24 protein-coding genes are annotated in these 25,985 nt (G+C 71.0%); 10 read left to right on the top strand and 14 right to left on the bottom strand.

All coding sequences use genetic code 11. From position 1 onward, the window contains the following. The first annotated feature begins 32 nt into the window (after positions 1-32). Positions 33-767, top strand: a complete 735-nt coding sequence (locus tag ACOKGD_RS06160; protein ID WP_421355113.1) for an SDR family NAD(P)-dependent oxidoreductase — start codon at positions 33-35, stop codon at positions 765-767. A gap of 25 nt (positions 768-792) precedes the next feature. Here ACOKGD_RS06160 and mutM read toward each other — a convergent pair whose 3' ends face one another. The 6 genes from mutM to ACOKGD_RS06130 all read right to left on the bottom strand — a co-directional run bounded on the left by mutM (position 793) and on the right by ACOKGD_RS06130 (position 5,981). Further along, positions 793-1,698, bottom strand: coding sequence for a bifunctional DNA-formamidopyrimidine glycosylase/DNA-(apurinic or apyrimidinic site) lyase (mutM, locus tag ACOKGD_RS06155; RefSeq protein WP_342335062.1), 906 nt, complete (start codon positions 1,696-1,698; stop codon positions 793-795). 3 nt (positions 1,699-1,701) lie between these two features. After that, positions 1,702-2,400: a ribonuclease III gene (gene rnc, locus ACOKGD_RS06150; protein ID WP_342335064.1), complete on the bottom strand. Its 699-nt coding sequence runs from the start codon at positions 2,398-2,400 to the stop codon at positions 1,702-1,704. A gap of 11 nt (positions 2,401-2,411) precedes the next feature. After that, positions 2,412-2,621 carry a 50S ribosomal protein L32 gene (rpmF, locus tag ACOKGD_RS06145; RefSeq protein WP_208503539.1) on the bottom strand — a complete coding sequence of 70 codons (210 nt, stop codon included), beginning with the start codon at positions 2,619-2,621 and terminating at the stop codon, positions 2,412-2,414. Between the two features lie 3 nt (positions 2,622-2,624). Beyond that, positions 2,625-3,182 (bottom strand): YceD family protein, encoded by a 558-nt coding sequence (locus tag ACOKGD_RS06140; RefSeq protein WP_421355098.1) that lies wholly within the window; start codon positions 3,180-3,182, stop codon positions 2,625-2,627. 47 nt (positions 3,183-3,229) lie between these two features. Beyond that, positions 3,230-3,730, bottom strand: a complete 501-nt coding sequence (gene coaD / locus ACOKGD_RS06135) for a pantetheine-phosphate adenylyltransferase (RefSeq protein WP_342335067.1) — start codon at positions 3,728-3,730, stop codon at positions 3,230-3,232. A 61-nt stretch (positions 3,731-3,791) separates the two neighbouring features. Continuing rightward, a complete protein-coding gene (locus tag ACOKGD_RS06130; protein ID WP_342335068.1) occupies positions 3,792-5,981 on the bottom strand; it encodes an ATP-dependent DNA helicase RecG in 2,190 nt (729 codons plus the stop codon). Positions 5,982-6,058: 77 nt separating this feature from the next. Here ACOKGD_RS06130 and ACOKGD_RS06125 point away from each other — a divergent pair, with 77 nt between their 5' ends. After that, positions 6,059-6,655 (top strand): RsmD family RNA methyltransferase, encoded by a 597-nt coding sequence (locus ACOKGD_RS06125; RefSeq protein WP_342335069.1) that lies wholly within the window; start codon positions 6,059-6,061, stop codon positions 6,653-6,655. On the opposite strand, the gene thiL is transcribed toward ACOKGD_RS06125, so the two are convergent. Next, positions 6,625-7,623: a thiamine-phosphate kinase gene (thiL, locus tag ACOKGD_RS06120; protein WP_342335071.1), complete on the bottom strand. Its 999-nt coding sequence runs from the start codon at positions 7,621-7,623 to the stop codon at positions 6,625-6,627. The two genes, ACOKGD_RS06125 and thiL, sit on opposite strands and share 31 nt — an antisense overlap. 142 nt (positions 7,624-7,765) lie before the next feature. Between thiL and ACOKGD_RS06115 the strand changes: the two genes are divergently transcribed. Continuing rightward, positions 7,766-8,245, top strand: coding sequence for a DUF3515 family protein (locus ACOKGD_RS06115; RefSeq protein WP_342335073.1), 480 nt, complete (start codon positions 7,766-7,768; stop codon positions 8,243-8,245). 6 nt (positions 8,246-8,251) lie between these two features. Here the strand turns inward: ACOKGD_RS06115 and ACOKGD_RS06110 are convergent, their stop codons facing one another. The 7 genes from ACOKGD_RS06110 to ACOKGD_RS06080 all read right to left on the bottom strand — a co-directional run bounded on the left by ACOKGD_RS06110 (position 8,252) and on the right by ACOKGD_RS06080 (position 15,916). After that, positions 8,252-9,346, bottom strand: coding sequence for a D-alanine--D-alanine ligase family protein (locus ACOKGD_RS06110; RefSeq protein WP_342335075.1), 1,095 nt, complete (start codon positions 9,344-9,346; stop codon positions 8,252-8,254). After that, positions 9,252-10,343 carry an NAD(P)H-dependent glycerol-3-phosphate dehydrogenase gene (locus tag ACOKGD_RS06105; RefSeq protein ID WP_342335540.1) on the bottom strand — a complete coding sequence of 364 codons (1,092 nt, stop codon included), beginning with the start codon at positions 10,341-10,343 and terminating at the stop codon, positions 9,252-9,254. The genes ACOKGD_RS06110 and ACOKGD_RS06105 overlap by 95 nt, the downstream gene beginning before the upstream one ends. Positions 10,344-10,402: 59 nt before the next feature. Beyond that, positions 10,403-11,146, bottom strand: coding sequence for a lysophospholipid acyltransferase family protein (locus ACOKGD_RS06100; RefSeq protein WP_342335077.1), 744 nt, complete (start codon positions 11,144-11,146; stop codon positions 10,403-10,405). Between the two features lie 9 nt (positions 11,147-11,155). Beyond that, positions 11,156-12,523, bottom strand: coding sequence for a UDP-N-acetylglucosamine 1-carboxyvinyltransferase (gene murA / locus ACOKGD_RS06095; RefSeq protein WP_342335078.1), 1,368 nt, complete (start codon positions 12,521-12,523; stop codon positions 11,156-11,158). A gap of 85 nt (positions 12,524-12,608) precedes the next feature. Next, positions 12,609-13,205, bottom strand: coding sequence for a 3-isopropylmalate dehydratase small subunit (gene leuD / locus ACOKGD_RS06090; protein ID WP_342335079.1), 597 nt, complete (start codon positions 13,203-13,205; stop codon positions 12,609-12,611). A gap of 1 nt (position 13,206) precedes the next feature. Beyond that, positions 13,207-14,673: a 3-isopropylmalate dehydratase large subunit gene (gene leuC / locus ACOKGD_RS06085; protein ID WP_342335080.1), complete on the bottom strand. Its 1,467-nt coding sequence runs from the start codon at positions 14,671-14,673 to the stop codon at positions 13,207-13,209. A gap of 244 nt (positions 14,674-14,917) precedes the next feature. Further along, positions 14,918-15,916, bottom strand: a complete 999-nt coding sequence (locus tag ACOKGD_RS06080) for a TerC family protein (protein ID WP_342335081.1) — start codon at positions 15,914-15,916, stop codon at positions 14,918-14,920. Between the two features lie 304 nt (positions 15,917-16,220). Here ACOKGD_RS06080 and ACOKGD_RS06075 point away from each other — a divergent pair, with 304 nt between their 5' ends. Genes ACOKGD_RS06075 through ACOKGD_RS06045 form a run of 7 tightly spaced genes read left to right on the top strand, consistent with a single transcriptional unit; the run spans position 16,221 to position 25,955 of the window. Next, positions 16,221-16,760: an RNA polymerase sigma factor gene (locus ACOKGD_RS06075; protein WP_342335082.1), complete on the top strand. Its 540-nt coding sequence runs from the start codon at positions 16,221-16,223 to the stop codon at positions 16,758-16,760. Continuing rightward, positions 16,760-17,878 (top strand): DUF4349 domain-containing protein, encoded by a 1,119-nt coding sequence (locus tag ACOKGD_RS06070; RefSeq protein ID WP_342335084.1) that lies wholly within the window; start codon positions 16,760-16,762, stop codon positions 17,876-17,878. The genes ACOKGD_RS06075 and ACOKGD_RS06070 overlap by 1 nt, the downstream gene beginning before the upstream one ends. A gap of 34 nt (positions 17,879-17,912) precedes the next feature. After that, on the top strand, positions 17,913-21,611 hold the full coding sequence (locus ACOKGD_RS06065; RefSeq protein WP_342335085.1) for a nitrate reductase subunit alpha: 3,699 nt from the start codon (positions 17,913-17,915) through the stop codon (positions 21,609-21,611). An 18-nt stretch (positions 21,612-21,629) separates the two neighbouring features. Further along, complete coding sequence (gene narH / locus ACOKGD_RS06060; protein WP_342335086.1) at positions 21,630-23,306, top strand: nitrate reductase subunit beta; 1,677 nt, start codon at positions 21,630-21,632, stop codon at positions 23,304-23,306. Beyond that, the gene (gene narJ, locus ACOKGD_RS06055; RefSeq protein ID WP_342335088.1) at positions 23,303-23,932 is read left to right on the top strand and encodes a nitrate reductase molybdenum cofactor assembly chaperone; all 630 of its coding nucleotides are present in this window, start codon (positions 23,303-23,305) and stop codon (positions 23,930-23,932) included. Before narH ends, narJ begins: the two co-directional genes overlap by 4 nt. Next, positions 23,929-24,741, top strand: a complete 813-nt coding sequence (narI, locus tag ACOKGD_RS06050) for a respiratory nitrate reductase subunit gamma (protein WP_342335090.1) — start codon at positions 23,929-23,931, stop codon at positions 24,739-24,741. Before narJ ends, narI begins: the two co-directional genes overlap by 4 nt. Continuing rightward, positions 24,738-25,955: an MFS transporter gene (locus tag ACOKGD_RS06045; protein WP_342335092.1), complete on the top strand. Its 1,218-nt coding sequence runs from the start codon at positions 24,738-24,740 to the stop codon at positions 25,953-25,955. Before narI ends, ACOKGD_RS06045 begins: the two co-directional genes overlap by 4 nt. Positions 25,956-25,985: the final 30 nt, after the last annotated feature.

The following is a 25,985-nucleotide window of genomic DNA, read 5'->3' as shown; positions in this document are numbered from 1 at the left end:
CATATCAGCGATCCCCTGCGTAAGCTCGGACCCTGGCCCAGCGCACGATCCTCATCACCGGCGGCACCCGCGGCATCGGCCGAGCCTGCGCGCTCGATCTCGCGGCCCGAGGCGACCACCTGATCCTCGGCTACGCGCGCAATCGCCGCGCGGCGGAGGATCTGCAGGCGGACATCGAGCGCCTCGGCGCCGAGTGCCTGACCGTCCGGGCCGACCTCACCACCGACACGGGCGTCGACGAGCTGTTCGCCGCCGCCCTCGCCTGGCGCTCTCCCCTCGACGCCGTCGTGAACAACGCCGGAGGCACCCTGCACGTCGGGCCCCTCGTCGAGACGCCCGTCGAGATCGTCCGTCGCGTCATCGACCTCAACCTCACCTCGGCGATCCTGGTGGCGCGGCGTGCGGTGCAGTGCCTCGCCCCGGGAGGCGTGCTGGTCAACATCTCCTCGGGGGCGGCGACCACCGGCTCCCCCGGCGAGTACGTCCACTACGCGGCCGCCAAGGCCGGGGTGGACGCCCTCACCAAGGGGCTCGCCCTCGAGGCCGCCCCGCGCGGGATCCGGGTGGTGGGCGTCGCGCCCCGCACGATCGACACCGACATCCACGCGGACGCCGGCGACCCGGGGCGCCCGGCCCGCGTCGCCCAGAGGCACCCGATGGGCCGCGTGGGCACAGCCGACGAGGTCGCGGCGACCGTCGCGTTCGCCCTGTCCCCCGGCGCCGGCTACATCTCGGGCGCAACGATCCGCGTGGCGGGCGGCCTCTAGAGGGCGCCCTGCGGTCGCCGGTGCCCTACCGGCGCCGCTGGCAGTGCGGGCAGAAGTGGCTGCCCCGGTTCGCGAACGACTCGCGCACCAGGGGGCGGCCGCACCGCGGACACGGCTGGCCGTGCCTGCCGTACGCGTTGAGGCTGTGGGCGAAGTAGCCCGCCTGCCCGTTCACGTTGACGTACTGCGCGTCGAAGCTCGTGCCGCCCTCGGCGAGAGCCTTGGCGAGCACCGCCCGCACCTCGGCCAGCAGCCGGTTCACGGCGCGGGTCGGGAGCTCGCGCGCGAGCGTCTCGGGGTGCACCCGCGCCGCCCACAGCGCCTCGTCCGCGTAGATGTTGCCGATGCCGCTGACGACGGTCTGATCCAGCAGCACCCGCTTCACGCCCGACGACTTCGTCGCCAGACGGCGGCGGAACAGCCCCTGGTCGAAGGCGGGGTCGAGCGGATCGCGCGCGATATGCGCCGCCTGCTCGGGCACAAGCGGCGCGGGATCGCCGAAGCCCCCGGCCTGCCCGTCGAGGGTCGGGATCAGCGGATCGATCGCGAGGGAACCGAACGTGCGCTGATCGGCGAACACCACGGCGAGCTCACCGTGCTCCGGATGCTCGATCGCGAGACGGATGCGCTCGTGCCGCTCCGCGGGAGCACCCGGCGCGCGCAGCAGCATCTGCCCGCTCATGCCGAGGTGCACCATCACGGCCTCGGGCCCCCGCGCCGGCTCGTCCTCGAGCGTCAGCCAGAGGAACTTGCCGCGCCGGGCCGTGCCCGCGAAGACACGGCCGCTGAGCCGCGCCTCGAAGTCGCCGGCCGTGCCCGGGTGGCGCGTCAGCGCGCGCGGGTCGTGCGCCTCGACGCCGAGCACGCGCGCGCCGGTGACTGCGGGCGCGAGGCCCGCGCGGACCACCTCGACCTCGGGAAGCTCGGGCACGGGTCAGACCCGCGCGCGGTCGCTGAGATCGCGCCAGAGGTCGAGGGCGGCCGCCATCTCGGCCGTCTTCTTGCTGGTGCCCTCGCCGCTGCGCGACCACCTCGCGACCGTCACCGTCGCGATGAAGCGGCGCTCGTGATCCGGGCCGCTCGCCTCGACCGTGTACACGGGAGGTGTGAGCCCCTGGCGCGCCGCGATCTCCTGCAGAGCGGTCTTCGGATCCATCGCCGCGCCGTAGCGCTCGGGGTTCTCGAACAGCGGCTCGACCAGGCGCAGCACCATCTCGGTCGCGACGGGAGCCCCCGCCGACAGATAGGCCGCGCCGATCACGGCCTCCATGGCATCGGCCAGGATCGAGTCCTTGTCGCGCCCGCCGGTGAGCTCCTCACCACGGCCGAGCTTGATGTGGTCGCCCAGGCCGATCGCGCGCGCGACCTCGGCCAGCGCCACGGTCGAGACGACGCTGGCGCGGCGCTTCGCGAGCGCTCCCTCTTCGAGCTCGGGGTGGCGCGTGTAGAGCATCGAGGTCACCGACAGGCCCAGCACCGAGTCGCCCAGGAACTCCAGGCGCTCATTGTGCGGCAGGCCGCCGTTCTCGTACGCGAATGAGCGGTGCGTCAGCGCCAAATCGAGAAGCTCGGCGTCGATCTCGACGCCGAGCTTCTCGGTGAGGTACTGCGTTCCGCGACTATCTACCGTCACGGGAAGCCGATTCAGACGTCGGCGACCTTGCGGCCCTTGTACTCGAGGAACAGCTCGGTGCCCTGCGAGTCGGTGACGACCTTGGCCTGGTGCGGACGGCTGTAGACGACCTTGCCGTTCTCGATCGTCTTGACGAGCGGCGTCGCCTCGGCCTTCCACTGCGCGCGGCGCGAGCGGGTGTTGGAGCGGGAGACCTTCCGCTTCGGGGGGTTACCAGCCATTGTTCAGCTCTCTTCTGTGTCGCGGGCGGCGTCAGGCGCCGATCCGTGGTCGGTGAGGTTCTGGAGCGCAGCCCATCGAGGGTCGACGGGCATCTGCGAGGCGCTTGCCGAAGACGTCAGACGCTCACCCGTAGCCGGATCAAGGCCGGGGCAATCCGGCTGACACACCGGCTGAAACGGGAGCGCCAGAACGATCGCATCCCTGACCAGAGTTTCAAGATCCACGTGGTCGTCTTGAACTTCGAAGTCAGCAGTTTCCTGCCCAGGATACTCGAAAAGCTCCTGGATCTCGACTTCGAGCGGCGCGGCGATGTCGCGCAGGCAGCGCCCGCACTCGCCCTTGTACTCGACGTCGATGGTGCCGGTGACGAGGATGCCCTCGTGCACGGACTCCAGACGCACGTCGAGATCGATCTCGTCGCCCTTCGGCACGGCCACGATCCCCTCACCCCAGCGCTCGGGAACGGGGATGGTCAGGAAGTGCTCGCGCATCTCACCCGGCTTGCGAACGATGTCGCGAGCGGGCAGCACAAAGGGTCCGGAGAGTCGAGGTCGCACCATTCGATGGTACCCGCGGGGTCCTGCGACGGGGCTGAGCCTCGCCGGATTCAGAAGTCCCTCGCGCCGGCCTGACGCAGGAAGCGGGCGACGGCCGCGGGCACGTAGGGTGTCACGTCGCCGCCCAGCCCGGCCACCTGCCGCACCAGCGAGCTGGACACCAGCGCGTGCGAGGGCTCGGGCAGCAGGAAGACGGTCTCGATGCCCGCGAGGTGACGGTTCACCACGGCCATCGGCGTCTCGTAGGCCACGTCGACCTGCGAGCGGATGCCCTTCACCAGCACCCCGGCGCCGACCTCCTGGGCGTAGTCGACGAGCAGCCCGACGCTCCAGGAGCGCACCACGATGTCGCCCGGCATGCCGTCCTCGGCGATCGACTGCTCGAGCAGCGAGACCCGCTGCGCGGCCGGGAGCATGCCCGCCTTGTCCGGGTTGTGCACGACCAGCACGTGCAGCTCGTCGTACAGCTTCGCGGCCCGGCGGATCACGTCGAGGTGACCGAGGGTCGGCGGGTCGAAGGATCCGGGGACGACGGCGATCCGGCTGCTCATGCTCGCAGACTATCGGGCGGTTCCTATGCCAGGGATCGGAACCCGACGGATCCGCTCCTGGTCACGATTTCGACAGCGCGGCGCGCTCCTCGTGGGTGACGCGACGGGCCAGGGCGTCGGCCAGCTCCGGGTGGGCGGCGAGCGTCGGGTCGTCCGCGAGGATGCGCTCGGCCTCGCCGCGCGCCAGGGCGATGAGGTCGGCGTCCTTCACCACGCGCAGCAGCCGCAGGGAGGACCGGACCCCCGACTGGGCGTCGCCCAGCACGTCGCCCTCGCCGCGCAGCTCGAGATCGATCTCCGCCAGCTCGAACCCGTCCAGGGTCGAGGCCACGGCCTCGACGCGCGAGCGCGCGATCGACTCCGCCTCGGCCTCGGTCACCAGCAGGCAGAGGCCGGGCACGCCGCCGCGGCCCACGCGCCCGCGCAGCTGGTGCAGCTGCGAGACACCGAACCTGTCGGCGTCGAGGATGACCATCGTCGAGGCGTTGGGAACGTCGACACCGACCTCGATCACGGTCGTCGCCACAAGCACATCGATCTCGCCCCGGGCGAAGGACTGCATGATGCGGTCCTTCTCGTCGGCGGGCATCTTCCCGTGCAGCGTCGCGATGCGCAGCTGCCCGACGCGGGGGTGCCGCGCGAGCAGCTCGGCGACCTGCACCACGCCCCAGTGCGGGCGGGCGGCCTCGCCCTCCACCAGCGGGGTCGCTCCCCCGGTGCCGTCGTCGGCGCCCGGGCGGATCGTCGTCTTGGTCTCCTTCTCGGCATCGATGGCCGAGCACACGACGAAGACCTGGTGGCCCTTCTCGACCTCCTCGGCCGCGCGATCCCACACGCGGGCGAACCAGCCGGGCTTCTCGGCGACCGGGGCGACGAAGGTCTCGATGCCCGCCCGCCCCGCCGGCATGGTGCGGATCGTCGACACGTCGAGGTCGCCGAACACCGTCATCGCGACGGTGCGCGGGATGGGGGTGGCCGTCAGCACGAGCGCGTGAGGGCTCGTGCCCTTGGCGCGCAGCGTCTCGCGCTGCTCGACGCCGAACCGGTGCTGCTCGTCGACCACCACAAGACCGAGGTCGGCGAAGGTGGTGCCCTCGCTGAGCAGGGCGTGGGTGCCGATCACGATGAGCGCCTGACCCGATGCCACACGCAGCGCGGCCTTCCGGCGATCGGCCGCCGACATCTGCCCCGTCAGCAGCGTGGGCATCAGCTCGGGCGCGAGCGCGGGGCCGAGCATCTTCGTCATCGAGCGCAGGTGCTGCCCGGCGAGCACCTCGGTCGGGGCGATGAGCGCCGACTGCCCGCCGGATTCGGCGACCTGCAGCATCGCCCGCAGAGCCACGAGCGTCTTGCCCGATCCCACCTCGCCCTGCACGAGGCGGTTCATCGGCCACGCGGCGGTCATGTCGGCCGCGATCGCCTCGCCCACGGTGACCTGGTCGGGTGTGCGCTCGAACGGCAGCACCGCGTCGAAGCGCTCGAGCAGCCCGCCCGCGGCCGCGGGGCGCCGGATCGCCGACATCGTGCGGACGAGCTGGCGCTGCTGCGCGAGCGCCGTCTGCAGCACCAGCGCCTCGTGCATCCGCAGCGTGTTGCGCGCGGCGTCGATCTGCGAGCTCGTCTCCGGGCGGTGGATCCACTCGAGGGCCTCGCGGGCGGTGAGCAGCGTGCGGCGGGCGCGCAGCTCGGCCGGCACCGGATCGGGGACCTCCCCCAGCTGGTCGAGGGCGTCATTCACCCAGCCCGCGATCGACCAGGAGGGCACCTGTGCGGTGGCGGGATAGATCGGGATCGGGGTGCGCACGATCTCGTCCGCCTCGGCGACGCCGACGCTCTCGTTGTCCTCGAACAGCTGGTAGTCGGGGTTCGCGAACTGCAGCTTCTGGCGGAACTCGCTCACCTTGCCCGAGAACACCCCGCGCCGTCCGGGCCGCAGCTCGCGCTCTCGCCACTTCTGGCCGAAGAAGGTCAGGGTGAGCTCGCCCTGGCCGTCGGTGATGACGACCTCGAGCATGCCGCCCTGGCGGTTGCGCATCTGGCGCGAGGAGACCTGCCGCACCTCGGCGATCACGGTGGCGAGCTCGCCGATCGGCAGCCCCCGGATCGGCGTCAGCTCGCCGCGGATCGCGTACCGACGCGGGTAGTGCGCCAGGAGGTCGCCGATCGTCACCATGCCGAAGGCCTTGGAGAGGCGGGCGGAGACCTTCTCGCCGAGCACGTCGCGCAGCGTGGTGTCCAAGGTGGGCGACATGATCCGATTCTAGGGCGAGAGTCGGACATCTCTTCGAATCAGCACGACGCCGATCGGCCAGCGGCTACCGTGGAGCGGTGACCAGGATCATCGCGGGGGCCGCGGGCGGCGTGCGCCTCGACGTGCCCTCCGCCGGCACCCGGCCCACCAGCGACCGCGTGCGCGAATCCCTCTTCGGTGCCCTCGAGTCGGCCGACGCGCTGTACGGCGCCCGCGTGCTCGACCTGTACGCCGGATCCGGGGCCCTCGGCCTCGAGGCCGCGAGCCGCGGTGCCGGCTCCGTCGACCTCGTCGAACGGGCCAAGAGCGCCGCGGCCGTCGCCCGCCGCAACGCCGACAACGTGCGGCGGTCGATCGGCGACGGCGCCCCTGCGGTCCGCGTCCACGCGAACCCGGTCGGCAGCTGGCTGCGCGGGGCGAGCGGGCCCTTCGACCTGGTGTTCCTCGACCCGCCCTACGATCTGCCCGCCGCCGAGCTCGACGAGAACCTCGCCGCGCTGCGGGGCGCGCTGTCCCCCGACGCCCTGGTGATCGTCGAGCGCTCCGCCCGCTCCGGCGCGCCCGGCTGGGCCGCGGCCGGGCTCGAGCCGATCCGCGACCGTGCGTATGGCGACACCGCGCTGTGGTGGGGCCGCCCGGCCGCTCAGCCCGAGACCGAGTCCCAGTCCCGGTAGGGATCCCAGCCTCCCGGGCCCCCGTAGGCGAGCCCGGCGACCGTCACGGGCGCCTCGCCGCGGTCGACCACGCGGCCGATGGCGCGGAACCCCGGGGGCAGCACGTCGTCGCCGAACGTGGCCAGCAGGGCGTGATCCTCCCCGCCCTCGATCGCGCGCACCGGGTCGTCGCCGAGAGCGGCCGGATCCAGGTCGATCGTGACGCGCGAGGACTCCGCCATCCGGCGCGCGTCCAGCCCGAGACCGTCCGAGACATCCATCATCGCGTGCGCGCCGGCCACGGCCGCCATAACGCCGAGGCCGATGGGCGGCGACGGGCGCAGCTGGCCCCTCAGCGCGGCGTGCTCGCCGGACGCCAGCAGCGCACCCTCGACGGCGACGGGTGCGCCCGAGCCGTCGCGGAACCTGTCGAACAGGATCGCGAGCCCGCGAGCCGCGACGCCCAGCTCGCCCGCGACCGCGACGACGTCGCCCGGCCGTGCGCCCGAGCGCAGCACGGGGGCGCGACCGTCGAGGTCGCCCAGCGCGGTGATGGCGAGCGTCAGGGTGGCCGAGACCGTGAGGTCGCCGCCGACGACCGCGCAACCGGGCGCCAGGGCGTCGCACGCCTCGCGCAGGCCGTCGGCCAGCGCCTCGACGAACGAGATCCGGGTGTCGTTCGGCATCGCCAGCGCCACAAGCAGCGCCGTGGGGCGCGCGCCCATCGCGGCGACGTCGGCCAGGTTGACGGCGGCGGCCTTCCAGCCGAGGTCGTAGCCGCTCGACCACGCGAGGCGGAAGTCGGGTCCGTGCACAAGGGTGTCGGTGGTGGCGACGACCGACCCGCTCGGGGTGGCGACCACCGCCGCGTCGTCGCCGGGCCCGACGAGGGCCGCGGCCGCACGCCCGGTGCGCGCCGCGATCCGGGCGAGCACCTCGCCCTCGCTCAGCTCGCCGATGGTCGGATCCGCGGGGGCGCCTTCATGCATCCGTCCAGGCTATCCCGCGGCGCCGCGATCGACCCGGGGCCGCGGCCGCGGGCGGTCGCGGACCGCCTGTGCCGCCGACCGCCTGATGGCAGCGGCTCGTCCGACACACCGGGCGCCCAGCGCGCGAACGTAGGCTGAGGGGGTGCTTCGTCGTCTCGCCGCTCTGGTCACCCTCGGACTCGCCGCGACGGCCCTGGCCGGCTGCGCCTCGACGGTGTCTCTGCCCGCCGCGGACGACGCGAACAACCCGCTCTGCGCCGATGTGACGGTGCGCCTGCCCGACTCCTTCGGCGAGCTCGACCGCCGCTGGACCGACGCGCAGGCGACCGGAGCCTGGGGCGAGCCCACCGCGGTGGTCGTCAGCTGCGGCGTCGAGGTCCCGGGCCCGAGCACGCTCCAGTGCGTCACGTTCGAGGGCGTCGACTGGGTCGTCGACACGGCCGAGTTCCCGATGCAGCGCATCACCACCTACGGCCGCAACCCCGCCACCCAGGTGTTCGTGGACACCGAGGTGATCAGCCCCTCGGACATCCTCCCGGCGATCAGCCGGATCGTGAAGCCGATCGAGCCGACGTCGTCGTGCGTCGCGCTCGAGGACGCCACCCCCGTCCCGCAGGACTGAGCCGGCTCAGGCGGCGCGCGCCATCCCGAGCTCCAGCAGCTCGGTGATGAGCTCGGCGTAGGTCATGCCCGACGCGATCCAGCACTGCGGGAACATCGAGATCGGCGTGAAGCCGGGCATCGTGTTGACCTCGTTGACGATGACCTCGCCGTCGCCGGTGAGGAACACGTCCACGCGCGCGAGACCGCGGCCGTCGAGGGCCTCGAACGCGCGCCGGCCGATCTCGCGGATGGTCTCGGTCTGCTCCGGCGTGAGCGCGGCCGGGCACACCGTCTCGACGCCGTCGCCGCCGAGGTACTTGCCCTCGAAGTCGTAGAAGTCGCGGGTGGTGAGCACGATCTCGCCGGGCTGCGAGGCGCGCGGGCGCCCGCCGTCGCGGCCCTCCAGGATCGCGACCTCGATCTCGCGGCCGACGATGCCGGTCTCGACCAGCACCTTGTCGTCCTCGGCCAGCGCCGTGCGCATCGCCGCGTCGAGCTCGGAGGCGTCCTGCGCCTTGGAGACGCCGACGCTCGACCCCGCGCGGGCGGGCTTGACGAACACCGGGTATCCGAGGGCGGCGACCTCGTCGCGCACGCCCTGCGCGTCGGCCGACCAGCGCGTGGCGCGCACCGTGAAGCCCGGCGCGACGCGGATGCCCTCGGACCGCAGCGCGATCTTGGTGAAGTGCTTGTCCATGCCGATGGCCGAGTCGAGCACACCGCCGCCGGCCCACGGGATCTCGAGCACGTCGAGGAAGCCCTGCATCGTGCCGTCCTCGCCGTGCGGGCCGTGCAGGATCGGCAGCGCCACGTCGATCTCGGCGAGCACGTCCACCGAGCCGTCCTCGCGGCGCACGCGCAGGGTGCGGTCGCCGCCGCCCGATGGCCACAGGATCCGGGTGCCGTTGTCGACGACCTCGGGCAGGTGCGCGGCATCCAGCGCGAACCGCGCCGGATCGTCCTGCTCCAGCACGAAGACGCCCTCGCGGGTGATCCCGACCGGGATCACATCGAAGCGCTCGCGATCAATGGCTCCGAGGACCCCGCCCGCCGTCGCGGAAGAGATCGAGTGTTCGCTCGAGCGCCCTCCGAAGAGCACCGCCACGGTCGTCCTGGCCATTCTGCGTCCCTTCGCCCTGGGGCGTGTCGTCGTCTGTCGTGAGGTGGGGCGCGATGTCGCGCGGCTTCATCCGGCCGTCGAGCACCATCTTCACCTGCTGCACGATGGGCATCTCGACGCCCGCCTCGCGGGCGAGCTGCAGGATCGGACCGACGGACCCGAGACCCTCGGCCGTCTGGTTCATCTGCGCGATGACCTCTTGGAATTTGTACCCCTGGCCGAGCAGGCGGCCGGCGGTGTTGTTGCGGCTGAGCGGAGACTGGCACGTCGCGATCAGGTCGCCCAGACCCGCCAGGCCCTGCAGGGTGCCGGGCTGGGCGCCGTAGGCCACGGAGAAGTCGGTCATCTCGACGAGACCGCGGGTGATGATCGAGGCCTTCGTGTTCTCGCCGTAGCCGACGCCGTCCACGATGCCGATCGCGACGGCGATGAGGTTCTTCAGCACGCCGCCGAACTCAGTGCCGATCACGTCGGTGTTCACGAAGCTGCGGAAGTAGTCGTTGCGCGCGCGGCGGGCGACGGCGTCGGCCGTGTCCTGGCTGCTCGAGGCGATCACCGCGGCCGTGGGCTGCTGCTTCGCGATCTCGAGGGCGAGGTTCGGGCCGCTGGCCACCGCGATCCGCGCCGGGTCGCAGCGCAGCTCCTGCTCGATCACCTGGCTCATACGCAGGTTCGTCTTCTTCTCGACGCCCTTCATCAGGCTGACGAGCGGGATCGCGTCGTCGCCCACGTAGGGACGCATCGCCTGCAGCGTCTCGCGCGCCGACTGGCTCGGCACGGAGAGGTAGATCTGGGTCGCGCCGTCGATCGCGCGCGCGAGGTCGGCGGTGGCGTGCACCGACCGAGGCAGGTTGATGCCGGGCAGGTACTTCGAGTTGCGCTTGGCCTCGTCGATCTCGAGCGCGAGCTCGGGACGACGGGCCCACATCGTGACCTGAGCGCCGCCGTCGGCCAGCACCTTGCCGAACGTCGTGCCCCAGCTGCCGGCGCCGATCACCGCGACCTTGGGCGCCTCGGAGCGGCGGCCGGACTGCGGGCGCCCCGCGGGAGGGCGGCTCACAGTCGGCCCGTCTCGGACTGACCGTGCGAGGTCGGATCCCACCGGGACTCCGGGGCCTTCTCGTCGCGAAGGCCCTCCAGCAGCAGCGTGATGGCGTGCATCACGCGGCTCGTCGCCTCGGTGATCGCGGCCGGGTCGTTGGGACGGCCCTTGAGATCGGAGAGGTCGACGGGGTCGCCGATCGCCACGCGGACGAGCTTGCGCGGCGGCCAGAGGCTGAGTCCCCGGGAGTACCGGCCCATGATGTTCTGCACCCCCCAGTGCGCGACGGGGATGAGGGGCATGTCGCCGGCGAGGGCGAGGCGGGCTGCGCCCGACTTGCCGCGCATCGGCCAGAGCTCGGGGTCGCGGGTGAGCGTGCCCTCGGGGTAGACGATCACCCCGCGGCCCGCTTCGACGAGCGCCGTCGCCTGCGTCATCGTCTGACGGGCCCCGTCGCGCGAGGAGGCGCGTGCCACCGGCACCATGCCCGTCGCCCGCAGCGCGGCGCCCAGCACCGGCACCCGGAACAGGCTCTCCTTCGCCATGAACCGCGGCGCGCGGCCCAGACGCCAGACCGCCGCGGCGACGATCACCGGGTCGAGCTCGCTGACGTGGTTCGGTGCCATCACGTAGGCGCCCTCGGCGGGGAGCTTCTCGGCGCCGGTGATGCGGATCCGGGCGATGAGCCCGACGATCGGCACCACGATCCCGGCCAGCGGCCAGAACCAGCTCGGCCGGCTCTTCTCAGGAGACGACATCGCCCGCTCTCAGCCGACGACGTCGAAGTCGGCGCCGAGAGCCGTGAGCTTCTCGAAGAACTTCTCGTACCCGCGACGGATGATGCCGACGCCCGACACGCGCGAGGTGCCCTCGGCCGCCAGGGCGGCGACCACGTAGCTGAAGCCGCCGCGGAGGTCGGGAACGACGATGTCGGCGCCGCGGAGCGGCGTCGGGCCGTTGATGACGGCGGCCTGCTCGAGCGCGCGGCGCGGGACGCGGCGGTTCTCGCCCTCGAGGCCCTGCTCGTGGACCACGATGTCGGCGCCCATCTGGTTGAGCGCGCGGGTGAAGCCGAGGCGGTTCTCGTAGACGGTCTCGTGCACGATCGACTCGCCGTTGGCCTGCGTGAGCGCCACGATCAGCGGCTGCTGCCAGTCGGTCATGAAGCCGGGGTGCACGTCCGTCTCGACGGTGATGGCCTTCAGCGGCGCCTTCCCGCGGTGGAAGCGGATGCCGTCGTCGGTGATGTCGAAGTCGCCGCCGACCTTGCGGTACACGTTCAGGAACGTGAGCATCTCGTACTGGCGGGCGCCCTTGACGAAGATGTCGCCGTCGGTGGCCAGGGCGGCGCAGGCCCACGATGCGGCCTCGTTGCGGTCGAACAGCGAGCGGTGGTCGTAGCCGCGGAGCTCGTCGACGCCCTCGATGAAGATCACGCGGTTGGGCTCGTACGAGATGATCGCGCCCATCTTCTGCAGCACGCCGATCAGATCCATGATCTCGGGCTCGATGGCGGCGTTGCGCAGCTCGGTGACGCCCTTCGCGCGGACGGCGGTGAGCAGCACCTGCTCGGTGGCGCCGACCGACGGGTACGGAAGCTCGATGGAGGCGCCGTGCAGGCCCTCGGGCGCCGAGAGGCGGATGCCGCTGGGCTGCTTGTCGACGATCGCCCCGAACCGGCGGAGCGCGTCGAGGTGGAAGTCGATCGGGCGGTCGCCGATGCGGCAGCCGCCGAGGTCCGGGATGAACGCCTGGCCGAGCAGGTGCAGCAGCGGCCCGCAGAACAGGATCGGGATGCGCGACGACCCGGCGTGCGCGTCGATCTCCTCGAAGTTCGCCGACTTGGCATCGGACGGGTCGAGCACGAGCGAGCCCGCCTCGTCGCCCTCGGAGACGTGCACGCCGTGCACCTCGAGGAGCGAGCGCACGACCTCGACATCGCGGATATCCGGCACGTCGCGCAGGATGCTCGGGGTCTCGCCGAGGAGCGAGGCGACCATCGCCTTGGTCGCGAGGTTCTTCGCGCCGCGCACGTCGACCTGGCCCCGGAGCTGTCGCCCGCCGCGGATCTCGAGAACCTCGCCCGACGCGTACGCGGGGGTGCCGGGAGTCTTCGCCTCGCCGATAAGAGTCATGTGATGGTGCCTCACTGGAGATCTCGCGGCGGTCGGCCGCTGGATTTATCGGGCGAGTCCGGGGCCCCACAGGGCCCCGGCAGGGTCACGAGACGGGTGTCGTCCGCGGCCTCCACGCCTCACGGCGTGCCTCGAACTGCGCGATCTTGTCTGCGTTGCGCAGCGTGAGCCCGATGTCGTCGAGCCCTTCGAGGAGCCGCCACCTAGTGTAATCGTCGATGTCGAACGAGGCAGTGAAGTCGCCGATACGGGCGGTTCGCGCGGTCAGGTCGACCGTCATCTCGACGCCGGGCTGCGCGTCGATGGCAGCCCAGAAGCGCTCCAGGTCGTCCTCGGAGATGATGCCCGTGACCAGGCCCTGCTTGCCCGAGTTGCCGCGGAAGATGTCCGCGAAGCGGGGGCTGAGGACCACCTTGAACCCGTAGTCGCGCAGCGCCCAGACGGCGTGCTCGCGGCTCGATCCGGTGCCGAAATCGGGGCCGGCGACCAGGATCGAGGCGCTCTGGAACGGGGCCTGGTTCAGGACGAACTCGGGGTCCTGACGCCAGCCGTGGAACAGCGCGTCCTCGAAGCCGGTCTTGGTGACGCGCTTCAGAAACACGGCGGGGATGATCTGGTCGGTGTCGACGTTCGAGCGCTTCAGGGGCGCGGCGATACCGGTGTGAGTCGAGAACTTCTCCATGTCAGGCCTCCGCCCCGATCGTGGTGAGCGCATCCGCATCGGCGACGCCGATGTCCGACGGGCTCGACAGCGTGCCGCGGATGGCGGTGGCCGCCGCGACCAGCGGCGACACCAGGTGCGTGCGACCGCCCTTGCCCTGGCGCCCCTCGAAGTTGCGGTTGCTGGTCGAGGCGCAGCGCTCGCCCGGGGCGAGCTGGTCCGGGTTCATGCCCAGGCACATCGAGCAGCCCGCGAAGCGCCACTCGGCGCCGAACTCCGTGATGATCTTGTCCAGGCCCTCGGCCTCGGCCTCCAGCCGCACGCGGGCGGAGCCCGGGACGACCATGACCCGCACGCCGTCGGCCTTCTTCTTGCCCTCGATGATCGACGCGAACGCGCGCAGATCCTCGATCCGGCTGTTCGTGCACGAGCCCATGAAGACCGCGTCGACCGGGATCTCCTTCATCGGGGTGCCGGCGACGAGGTCCATGTACTCGAGGGCGCGCTCAGCTGCGGCGCGCTCGTTGGGGTCGGCGATCTCGGCGGGCGTCGGCACGACGTCGCTCAGCGACACACCCTGGCCCGGGTTGGTGCCCCAGGTCACGAACGGCTCGAGGGCATCGGCGTCCAGGTGGACCTCGGCGTCGAACGTCGCGCCCTCGTCCGTGGGCAGCGTCTTCCAGTAGGCGACGGCGTCGTCCCAGTCCTGGCCCTGGGGCGCGTGGTCGCGGCCCTTCAGGTAGGCGAACGTCGTCTCGTCGGGGGCCACCATGCCGGCGCGGGCACCGGCCTCGATGGACATGTTGCAGATCGTCATGCGCCCCTCCATCGACAGCGAGCGGATCGCGCTGCCGCGGAACTCGAGGACGTAGCCCTGCCCGCCGCCGGTGCCGATCTGGGCGATGACGGCGAGGATGATGTCCTTGGCGGTGACGCCGGGCTTCAGCGTGCCCTCGACGTTGATCGCCATGGTCTTGAAGGGCTTCAGGGGCAGCGTCTGCGTGGCGAGCACGTGCTCGACCTCGCTCGTGCCGATGCCGAAGGCCATCGCGCCGAAGGCGCCGTGGGTCGACGTGTGGCTGTCGCCGCACACGACCGTGATGCCCGGCATCGTGAGGCCGAGCTGGGGGCCGACCACGTGGACGATCCCCTGCTCCTTGTCGCCGAGCGAGTGCAGGCGGACGCCGAACTCCGCGGCGTTGCGGCGCAGCGTCTCGATCTGCGTGCGGCTGGTCAGGTCGGCGATCGGCTTGTCGATGTCGAGCGTCGGGGTGTTGTGGTCCTCGGTCGCGATCGTCAGGTCGAGGCGGCGCACCGGGCGTCCCTCGGCGCGGAGGCCGTCGAAGGCCTGCGGGCTCGTGACCTCGTGCACCAGGTGCAGATCGATGTAGATCAGGTCGGGCTGGCCGGCCTCGCCCTTCACGACCAGGTGGTCGTCCCAGACCTTCTCGGCCAGGGTGCGGGGGCGGGCGGAAATGCTGTCGCTCATGATTCTTCTCCGGGTGGTTCGCGTATCGGCCTGCACGACGGACTCCGCGACGGGGAGAGGCCTAGAGAAGGATCCCGCCGCGGCGCAGAAGGAGAAGAACTCCGGCGAACCGCATGGACAGAGCCTAACATCCTGCCTCGAAAGGGGACGCCCGGTGCACAGAGTGCACAGACGAAGGCGGCGGGGAGATCCTGCCTCTCAGCAGATCTCCGCGCCGCCTGTCAGATTGCGCAGACGCGGGGCGTCAGGCCTCGATGTCGGCCTTGCGCTTCGTGCGCGCCGACGAGATGAGGCTCGCCACCGTCGCCACCGCCATGGACAGCACGATCACCGCCAGCGAGACCCAGTTGTTGATCTCCGGGGCCCAGTCGATGTGCTGGCCGTTGTTGATGAAGGGCAGCTCGTTCTCGTGCATGGCGTGGAAGAACAGCTTCACGCCGATGAAGAACAGGATGAAGGCCACGCCGTAGTGCAGGTACTTGAGGCGCTCGAGCAGGTCGCCCAGCAGGAAGTACAGCTGGCGCAGGCCCATCAGGGCGAAGATGTTCGCCGTGAACACGATGAACGGGCTCCGCGTCAGGCCGTAGATGGCCGGGATGGAGTCGATCGCGAACATCAGGTCGGTGACGCCGATCGCGACGAACACCAGCAGCAGCGGCGTGAAGAAGCGCTTGCCGTTGACGACGGTGCGCAGCTTCTTGCCGTCGTAGTGGTCACTGATGTCGATGAAGCGACGGAGGAACCGCACGATGGCGTTCTCCTGCTTCTCGTCGTCCTCGAGCTTCTCGGGGAGCGCCTGGCGGATCGCCGTGTAGACGAGGAAGGCGCCGAACACGTAGAAGATCCACGAGAAGTTCTCGATGAGCGTCGCACCCAGCAGGATGAACGCGCCGCGCAGCACGAGCGCGATGATGATGCCCACCATCAGCACCTCCTGCTGCAGCTTCCTGGGCACCGCGAACTGGCCCATGATCAGCACGAAGACGAAGAGGTTGTCGATCGAGAGGCTGTACTCGGTCATCCAGCCGAGCAGGAACTGCTGGCCGTAGTCCGGGCCCGCGATGTTCCACATCAGCATCGCGAAGATGAGCGCCAGGACGATGTAGAACACCACCCACAGCGTGGATTCCTTCGTCGAGGGGATGTGCGGGCGCTTCAGGATGATCAGCAGGTCGGCGAGCAGGATCAGCGTCAGCACGACGAGCGATCCGATCTCGAACCACAAGGGGAGGTACAGGTCCATTCGGGCCTTTCGGGTACGGGCCCCGCAGGGAGGCTCGGCGAAGAGACGAGAGTCTCTCCCCCGCCGGCGACGGCGGCGCGGCCCGGGATCCCACCGTCGAGATCCGTGATGACGAGCGCGCGTTGACGGGATACTCCCTCTCGCAGATCCCAGGATAGCCCGCGCTGGGTATCGAGGATGTGTCGGCAGCGGGGAATCGGCCGTCACCGGATCGAGACGATCCGCCCGGCCCCGACACTGACAGGGTGAGAGATGACGCGGACCGACCCCGGTCCGCGCGAGGAATCGGACGACGATGGACGACATGGCCGACAGCGATGCCGCGCTCGTCAGGCGCGCGGCGGGCGGAAGCGAGGCCGCCTTCCGCCTGCTGTACCGGCGGCACGCGCGCCCCGTCTACTGGATCGCGCACGGACTGCTGCGCTCGCCCGCGGACGCCGAGGACGTGACCCAGGAGACCTTCGTGGTGGCCTGGCGGAAGCTCGGCGGATTCGAGCTGGCCGGTGACTCGCTGCTGCCGTGGCTGGCGACGATCTGCCGCTTCCAGGCCGCGAACCGGCTGCGCGCGCTGAGGCGCGCGCGGGCGGACGAGCTGGATGACCGCGCCCCGGACGGCGTCGACATCGAGCAGCAGGTGATCGATGCCGACCTCGCCGACCGGATCCTGCGGGCCGTCGGCGACCTGTCGGAGCTGGATCAGCGCATCTTCCGGCTCTGCGTCGGAGAGGGCTTCGCGTACCAGGCGGCCGCCGACGAGCTCGGAGTGGCCCACGGCGTCGTCCGCAACCGTCTCTCCCGCATCCGCACGCGACTGCGGACCGCTGTGACGGAGGAGGCATCGTGATGGATGCGATCTCGCACGATGACACGCTGCCAGAGGTCTCCGAGGAGACCATCGGGCGCATGGAGGCCCGGGTGTTCGAGGCGATCCGCGAGGAGCGGCGCCCCCCGCGCACGGCCCGAGCGCGCCGCCGGCGCCTCTGGCAGGGCGTGGGGCTCGCTGCCGCGATCGTCGCCGTGGCAGCGGTGATCTCGCCCGCCGTGCTGGGTGGGCTCGCCGGCGAGGGCGCCACGGACGCGGCCGACGGGGGCGGCGCCCAGTCGGCCCCCGGGGTCGTGCCGGAGCGCGCGCCCGGTCCGGCCGAGGATGCGCAGGGTGGCGGCGCGGACGGCACCACCGCCGGGGGCTCGCCCACGGATGTCGCGGCGCCCTCGGAGGGGCGGGACATCATCCGCACCGGCACGGCGACGATCGTCGTCGACGACGCCTCCGCCGCGGTCGAGGAGATCGTCGGGCTGGCAGCCGACCACCAGGGCTGGGTGCAGCTGCAGTCGGTGGGCGCGGACGGGTCCGTGGTCGGCCCGGAGCAGACGGACGACATGTCCGTGTGGGTGCCCGAGGACGGCGGCTTCGTCTCGATCCGGATCCCCTCCGACACGCTCGACGCCGTGATGGCCGACCTCGACGAGGTGGGCGAGGTGACGAGCAGGCGCGTGTCCGCCGAGGACGTGACCACGACCGCGATCGACCTGCGCGCGCGGATCGAGGCCGCCCAGGCGTCGGTCTCGCGCCTCACCGACCTGCTCGCCCAGGCGGGCGACGTCGCCGATCTGGTGCAGGTCGAGACGACGCTCTCGCAGCGGCAGGCCGAGCTGGAGTCGCTCCAGCAGCAGCTCGCCTCCCTCGAGGGCCAGGTGGCCATGTCGACGCTGTCGGTGTCGCTGGTGACCGAGGCGCCGCCGGTGAAGGCCGATCCGGCTGGCTTCGGAGACGGGCTCGCCGCGGGATGGGACGGCCTGCTCGCCACGCTCAATGGCATCGTGATCGCGCTCGGCTTCCTGCTCCCCTGGCTCGGCGTGGCGGCGGTGATCCTCCTCCTTCTCTGGGGCGTCCGTCGAGCGACACGCCGATCGCGTCGGGCCCGCGTCACCGAGAGTTCAGGAACCACACAGGGGCCCTAGCGCCGGGCGTGTCGCCGTCGCTATCGTCTGCGGCATGACGCCCCGCATCGGTGTGGATGGCCCCGCGACCGACGCTCTGCTCGCCACCGGAAGGTTCTTCACCCGGCGCGAGCAGACCGCCGATCACCGCGCAGAGTTCCTGAAGGGCGGGCGCGAAGGCGACGTGTTCTATCGCGATCGCTGGAGCCACGACAAGGTGGTCCGCTCGACCCACGGCGTGAACTGCACGGGCTCCTGCTCGTGGAAGGTGTACGTCAAGGACGGCATCATCACGTGGGAGGCGCAGCAGACCGACTATCCGAGCGTCGGGCCCGACCGCCCCGAGTACGAGCCCCGCGGCTGCCCGCGCGGAGCCGCGTTCTCCTGGTACACGTACTCCCCCACCCGCGTCCGCTATCCGTACGTCCGCGGCGTGCTGCTCGAGGAGTACCGCGCCGCGAAGGCGCGCACCGGAGACCCCGTCCTCGCCTTCCACGAGGTCACGACCGACCCCGAGTCGCGCCGGCGCTACCAGCAGGCCCGGGGCAAGGGCGGCCTCGTGCGCGCCACCTGGCAGGAGGCCGTCGAGCTGACCGCCGCCGGATACGTCCACACGATCAAGGAGTACGGGCCGGATCGCGTCGCCGGGTTCTCGCCCATCCCCGCGATGTCGATGGTGTCGCACTGCGTCGGCACGAGGTTCACGCAGCTCATCGGCGGCGTGATGACCTCGTTCTACGACTGGTACGCCGATCTCCCCGTTGCCAGCCCGCAGGTCTTCGGCGACCAGACGGACGTGCCGGAGTCGGGCGACTGGTGGGACGCGACCTACCTGATGATGTGGGGCTCGAACGTCCCCGTCACCCGCACCCCGGACGCGCACTGGATGGCCGAGGTCCGCTACCGGGGCACGAAGGTCGTCACGGTCAGCCCCGACTACGCCGACAACACCAAGTTCGCCGACGAGTGGCTGCCGTGCCAGGCGGGCACCGACGCCGCCCTCGCGATGGCCATGGGCCAGGTGATGCTCACCGAGCACTATGTGAAGAACCGCGAGCCGTTCTTCGCCGACTTCGCGCGCACGTACACCGACCTCCCGCACCTCATCGAACTCGTCTCGCGCGACGGCGCCTACGTGCCGGGTACGTTCCTGACCTCCGCCGACCTCGGGGGCACCACCGACGAGGACAAGTGGAAGACCGTGGTCCTCGACGAGGCCACCGGCGAGGCGCGCGTGCCGAACGGATCCATGGGCTTCCGCTACGCCGACTCCGGCGAGGGCCGCTGGAATCTCGACCTCGAGGGCGTCACGCCCGCGCTGTCGATCAGCGACCTCTCCGCGGCGAGCGCGGCGGTCGAGGTGCTGCTCCCCCGCTTCGATGCGGCGGACGGCTCGGGCGACGTCCTGCGCCGCGGGGTGCCCGCCCTGCGGGTCGGCGGGCGCCTGGTGACGACGGTCCTCGACCTGATGCTCGCCCAGTACGGCGTGGCCCGCGACGGGCTGCCGGGTGTGTGGCCGAGCGGATACGACGACGCCGAGGTGCCGTACACCCCCGCGTGGCAGGAGGAGATCACCGGGGTCCCGGCGCAGGCGTGCACACGCATCGCGCGGGAGTTCGCGAAGAACTCGATCGACTCGCAGGGCCGCACGATGATCATCATGGGCGCGGGCATCTGCCAGTGGTTCCACGGTGACGCGACGTACCGGGCGATCCTCGCCCTGCTGATCCTCACGGGCGCGATGGGGCGCAACGGGGGCGGCTGGGCGCACTACGTGGGCCAGGAGAAGTGCCGCCCGATCACCGGCTGGCTGTCGCTCGCGAACGCGCTCGACTGGAACCGCCCGCCGCGCACGATGATCGGCACGGCGTACTGGTACATGCACACCGACCAGTGGCGCTTCGACGGCTACTCGGCCGACGCGCTGGCCTCTCCCCTGGCTGAGGGCCATCTGGAGGGCATGCACACCGCCGACACGATCGCGCAGTCGGCCCGGCTCGGCTGGATGCCGTTCTATCCGCAGTTCGACGTGAACCCCCTCGACCTCGCCGACCGGGCGGCGGCCGCCGTCGAGGCGGGCGAGGCGGACGATGCCGCGTCCTACGTCGCGCAATCGCTCGTGTCGGGTGAGATCACCCCGGCCATCTCCGATGTGGATGCACCGAAGAACTGGCCGCGCCTCCTGACGCTGTGGCGGTCGAACCTCATGGGATCGTCCGCGAAGGGCAACGAGCACTTCCTGAAGCACCTGCTCGGGACCCACAGCAACTCGATGGCCTCCGACGAGGCCGCGGTGCGCCCGAAGGACATCGTGTGGCACGACGACATCCCGGAGGGCAAGCTCGACCTGCTGGTGTCGGCCGACTTCCGGATGACCTCGACCACCCTGCTCTCGGACGTCGTCTTCCCCGCGGCCACCTGGTACGAGAAGCACGACCTCTCGTCCACCGACATGCACCCGTTTGTGCACGCCTTCACCCCGGCGATCGATCCCCCGTGGGAGGCGAAGAGCGACTTCGACCTGTTCCACGCCATCGCCCGCGAGTTCTCGAGGCAGGCCGCCACGCACCTCGGCACGCGCCGCGACCTCGTCTCGGTCCCCCTGCAGCACGACACCGCCGGCGAGACGGCGCAGCCCGGGGGCGCGGTGCGCGACTGGTCGCGGGGCGATGTCGCCCCCATCCCCGGCAAGACCATGCCGAGCTTCACCGTCATCGAGCGCGACTACACCGCGATCGCCGATCAGCTCGCCACCATCGGCCCGCTGGCGGACAAGCTCGGCTTCACCATCAAGAACGTCACCTACGACGTCTCCCATGAGGTGACGCGGCTGGCGCACGAGAACGGGGTGATGGATCGCGGTGCCGCGGCGGGGCGCCCGGCGATCGACACCGACCAGAAGCTCGCCCAGGCGATCCTGACGTTCTCGGGCACCACCAACGGCGAGCTGGCCGCCCAGGGGTTCCGCACGCTCGAGAAGCGGGTGGGCAAGCCCCTCGCCGACCTGGCGGAGGGCTCGGAGGAGAAGCGGATCACGTTCGCCATGACCCAGGCCGCGCCCGTCCCCGTGATCACCTCCCCCGAGTGGTCCGGATCCGAGACCGGGGGCCGGAGGTACGCGCCCTTCACCGTGAACATCGAGCGCCTGAAGCCCTTCCACACCCTCACGGGGCGGATGCACTTCTACCTCGACCACGACTGGATGCGCGACCTCGGCGAGGCGCTGCCGATCTACCGCCCGCCGCTGGACATGCACCGGCTGTTCGGCGAGGCCAAGCTCGGCCCCGACGGCGCGCAGCAGGTGGTGGTGCGCTACCTCACCCCGCACTCCAAGTGGTCGATCCACTCGGAGTACCAGGACAACCTCTTTATGCTCTCGCTCTCGCGCGGCGGCCCCACCGTCTGGATGAGCCCCGACGACGCGAAGGCCATCGGGGCCGCCGACAACGACTGGGTCGAGTGCGTCAACTCCAACGGCGTCATGGTGGCCAGGGCGATCGTCTCGCACCGCATGCCGGCGGGTGTCGTCTACGTGCACCACGCGCAGGAGCGCACCATCGACGTCCCCAAGTCCGAGGCCACGGGGCGTCGCGGCGGCATCCACAACTCGGTGACGCGCCTGCTGGTGAAGCCGACGCACCTCATCGGCGGATACGCGCAGCTGTCGTACGCGTTCAACTACCTCGGCCCGACGGGCAACCAGCGGGACATCGTGGCGACCATCCGGCGCCGCTCGCAGGACGTGAAGTACTAGGTCGGGAGGCGAAACCGCATGCGAGTGATGGCCCAGATGGGCATGGTCATGAACCTCGACAAGTGCATCGGGTGCCACACGTGCTCGGTCACGTGCAAGCAGGCGTGGACGAACCGCGCCGGCACCGAGTACGTCTGGTTCAACAACGTCGAGACGCGGCCCGGCCAGGGCTACCCCCGCCGCTACGAGGATCAGGACCAGTGGCAGGGCGGATGGACCCTCAACCGGCGCGGGCGCCTGAAGCTGCGCGCCGGCGGCCGTGTCAAGAAGCTCCTGACGATCTTCTCCTCCCCCGTGCAGCCCAAGCTCGAGGACTACTACGAGCCGTGGACGTACGACTACGAGACGCTGATCGACGCACCGCTGGGCGACGACTTCCCCGTGGCGCGGCCGAAGTCGCTGATCACGGGCGAGGACACGAAGATCACCTGGTCGGCGAACTGGGATGACAACCTCGGCGGCGCCAGCGAGATGGGCCACCTCGACCCGATCGTCGCGAAGGTGCGGCGCGAGTCCGAGGACAAGATCAAGATGCAGTTCGAGCAGACGTTTATGTTCTACCTGCCGCGCATCTGCGAGCACTGCCTGAACCCGTCGTGCATGGCCTCCTGCCCGTCCGGCGCGATCTACAAGCGCGCCGAGGACGGCATCGTGCTGGTCGATCAGGATCGCTGCCGCGGCTGGCGCCAGTGCATCACGGGCTGCCCGTACAAGAAGATCTACTTCAACCACAAGACCGGCAAGGCCGAGAAGTGCACGCTCTGCTATCCGCGCCTCGAGGTCGGCCTGCCGACGGTGTGCTCGGAGACCTGCGTCGGTCGCCTCCGCTACCTCGGGCTGTTCCTCTACGACGCGGACGGCGTCACCGAGGCCGCCTCGACCCCCGATCCGAAGGACCTCTACGAGGCGCAGCTCTCGCTGATCCTGGACCCGGACGACCCCGAGGTCATCGCCGCGGTGCGCGAGCAGGGAGACATCCCGGACGACTGGATGGACGCGGCCCGTCGCTCGCCCGTGTACGCGCTGGCGAAGAAGTACCGGGTCGCCCTGCCGCTGCACCCCGAGTACCGCACGATGCCGATGGTCTGGTACATCCCGCCGCTGTCGCCGATCGTCGACCTGCTGCGCGACCAGGGCCACGACGCCGAGGAGGCGGGCACCCTGTTCGGCGCGATCGAGACGCTCCGCATCCCGCAGGAGTACCTCGCCGAGCTGTTCACGGCGGGCGACACGAACATCATCAACGGCGTGCTGCACAAGCTGGCCGCCATGCGCGCGTATCTGCGCGACATCGCCCTCGGCGGCGAGCGCGACGAGTCGATCGCGAACGCGGTGGGCATGACCGGCGACGTGCTCTACGAGATGTACCGCCTCCTGGCGATCGCGAAGTACGAGGACCGCTACGTCATCCCCACCGCGCACTTCGAGCGGGCGCACGAGCTCGAGGAGCTGGGATGCTCGCTCGATTTCGACGGCGGCCCCTACGAGATGGGCGCGGGCCCCCTGGGCGAGGCGAGCGGGCGCCCCATGCCCGTGGCGGTCGAGACCTTCCAGGCGCTGAAGGAGCGGCAGACCTCGGGCGAGGCGACGAGTTCCGAGACCCTGCGGGGTCGCGTGAACCTCCTCAACTGGGACGGCAACGGGGTGCCATCGGGCCTCTTCCCGGATCGCGGATCCGACGGGGGCGCGTCGTGAGGCGCCGGGAGGTGGTGTACCAGGCGGCCTCGCTGTGCCTGCGGCACCCGGACGCGGACATCCTGGCGGCGGCGCCGCTCATCCGCGCGGCGCTGCGTGAGTCGGCCCCGACCGCGGAGGCCGCCTTCGAGCCGCTGTTCGAATGGTGGGAGCGCACCCGCCCGGAGGCAGTGGCCGCCGCCTACGTCGACACCTTCGACATGTCCAAGCGCCATGCCCTGTATCTGTCGTACTGGACCGACGGCGACACGCGCCGCCGCGGCATGGTGCTCGCGGGCTTCAAGCAGCGCTACCGCGACGCCGGCCTCGAGCTCGAGGGCACGGGCGAGCTGCCCGATCACCTGCCGCTGGTGCTCGAGTTCGCGGCCCAGCGCCCCGACGACGGTGCCGCACTGCTGCAGGAGTACCGGGCGAGCGTCGAGCTGATCCGCATCGCCCTCGCCGAGCGCGGCTCGCCGTACGCCGGCGTCGTCGCCGCGGTGTGCGCGACGCTCCCGGGGGTCTCGCCCTCCGACCGTGAGCAGGCGATGGCCCTGGCGGCCTCCGGTCCCCCCGCCGAGTCGGTGGGGCTCGACGCCTACGATCCGCGGCTGCTGCCGCTGCAGCCCGTCGGAGGACGCGCATGAACGCCCCCGCCCCCACCACCTGGGACCTGCTGCTGTGGGGCATCCTGCCCTACGTGATGCTGGCGGTGCTGATCGGCGGCACGGTCTGGCGCTACCGCTACGACAAGTTCGGATGGACGACCCGGTCGTCGCAGCTGTACGAGTCGCGGCTGCTGAGGATCGGGTCGCCGCTGTTCCACTTCGGCCTGCTGGTGGTGATCGCCGGGCACGTCATCGGGCTCCTGATCCCGAACACGTGGACGGCGGCGGTGGGCGTCACCGAGGAGATGTACCACGTGGTCGCCCTGAGCCTCGGGGCCGTCGCCGGCATCGCCACCCTCGGGGGCGTGGTGATCCTGATCTACCGCCGTCGCACCACGGGGCCGGTGTTCATGGCCACGACGTGGAACGACAAGTTCATGTACATCGTGCTCGTCCTCGCGCTCGTCGCCGGGCTCGCGACGACGCTGATCAGCGTGTTCGGCCCCCATCACGAGCAGACCTACCGCGACACGGTGGCGCCGTGGTTCCGGTCGCTATTCGTCTTCCAGCCGGACATCGCGGCGATGTCGCAGGCCACGCTCGAGTTCCAGATCCACACGCTCATCGGCATGGCGCTGTTTATGATCTGGCCGTTCACACGCCTGGTGCACGCGTTCACGGCGCCGCTGCACTACCTCTTCCGCCCCTACATCGTGTACCGCTCCCGCGACGGGCGCCCGACGTCCGCTCGCGCGATCCGGCGCGGCTGGGCCCCGATCGGCACCCCCGACCGGGCGCCCGATCGGCCCGCCCGCCCCGCGCGCCGCACGACAGGAGGACGACGATGAGCACTGCCCGCACCACGCCGGCGATCGTGCACCCGCTGCCCGGGCGCGGCCGCAACCTGTGGCTGGCGACACTCGCGTTCGCGATCACCTTCTGGGCCTGGAACGAGATCGGCCCGCTCGGGATCCGCTACGCCCAGGATCTGGAGCTGACGCCGACGCAGACCTCGATCCTCGTCGCGGTCCCGGTGCTGGTCGGATCGCTCGGGCGGATCGTCACCGGTGTGCTGACCGACCGCTACGGCGGTCGCTCGATGTTCACGCTGTTCATCGCCATCTCGGCCGTCCCCCTGATCCTGGTGATGTGGGCGGGGTCGATCGGCTCGTACGTGATGCTGCTGATCTTCGGCTTCCTGCTCGGCATCGCCGGCACGACCTTCGCGATCGGCGTGCCCTTCGTGAACGCCTGGTACGACGCCTCCAAGCGCGGCTTCGCGACGGGTGTCTTCGGCATGGGCATGGGCGGGACGGCGCTGTCGGCGTTCTTCACGCCGCGGATGGTGCAGTGGTTCGGCTACGCGACGACGCACATCATCATGGCCGTCGCCCTGCTCGTGCTCGCGGGGGTCGTCTGGGTCTTCATGCGCGACTCCCCCGCGTGGCGGCCCAACACCGACAAGGTGCTCCCCAAGCTGGCCGCGGCCGGGCGCCTGGCCATCACCTGGCAGATGTCGTTCCTGTACGCGGTCGCCTTCGGCGGCTTCGTCGCCTTCTCGACCTACCTGCCCACCTACCTGAACACCGTGTACGGCTACGAGCTCGCCGACGCGGGCACGCGCACCGCCGGCTTCGCGGTGGCCGCGGTCGTCGCCCGTCCGTTCGGCGGCATCCTCTCCGATCGCTTCGGCCCGGCGCGGGTGCTGATGTTCGTGCTCTCGGGCACCGCCGTGATGGCCGTGGTGATCGCGCTCGTGCCGCCGCCCGAGCTGCTTGCCGGGGCGTCGTTCGTGATCATGGGCGTGCTGCTGGCCGCCGGCGCCGGCGCGGTGTTCGCGTGGGTGGCTCAGCGCGCTCCGCAGGCGCGCGTCGGCACCATCACGGGCATGGTGGGAGCCGCGGGAGGCCTCGGCGGGTTCTTCCCGCCGCTGCTGATGGGGGCGACCTACAGCCCCGAGACCGGCGGGTACGCGATCGGCCTCGGCCTGCTGTGCGCGACGGCCGTCGCCGCGGTGTTCTTCACCTACATCGTCTCGCACGCGCCGAAAGACGAGGGCTGACAGCGAAGAAGCCCGATCCGTGTGGATCGG

The sequence above is a fragment of the Microbacterium phosphatis genome (assembly GCF_049177115.1).
GTDB classification, from domain to species: domain Bacteria; phylum Actinomycetota; class Actinomycetes; order Actinomycetales; family Microbacteriaceae; genus Microbacterium; species Microbacterium phosphatis.
The sequence above is the reverse complement of the archived record's forward strand: the minus strand, read 5'-3'. Positions and strand labels throughout refer to the sequence as shown.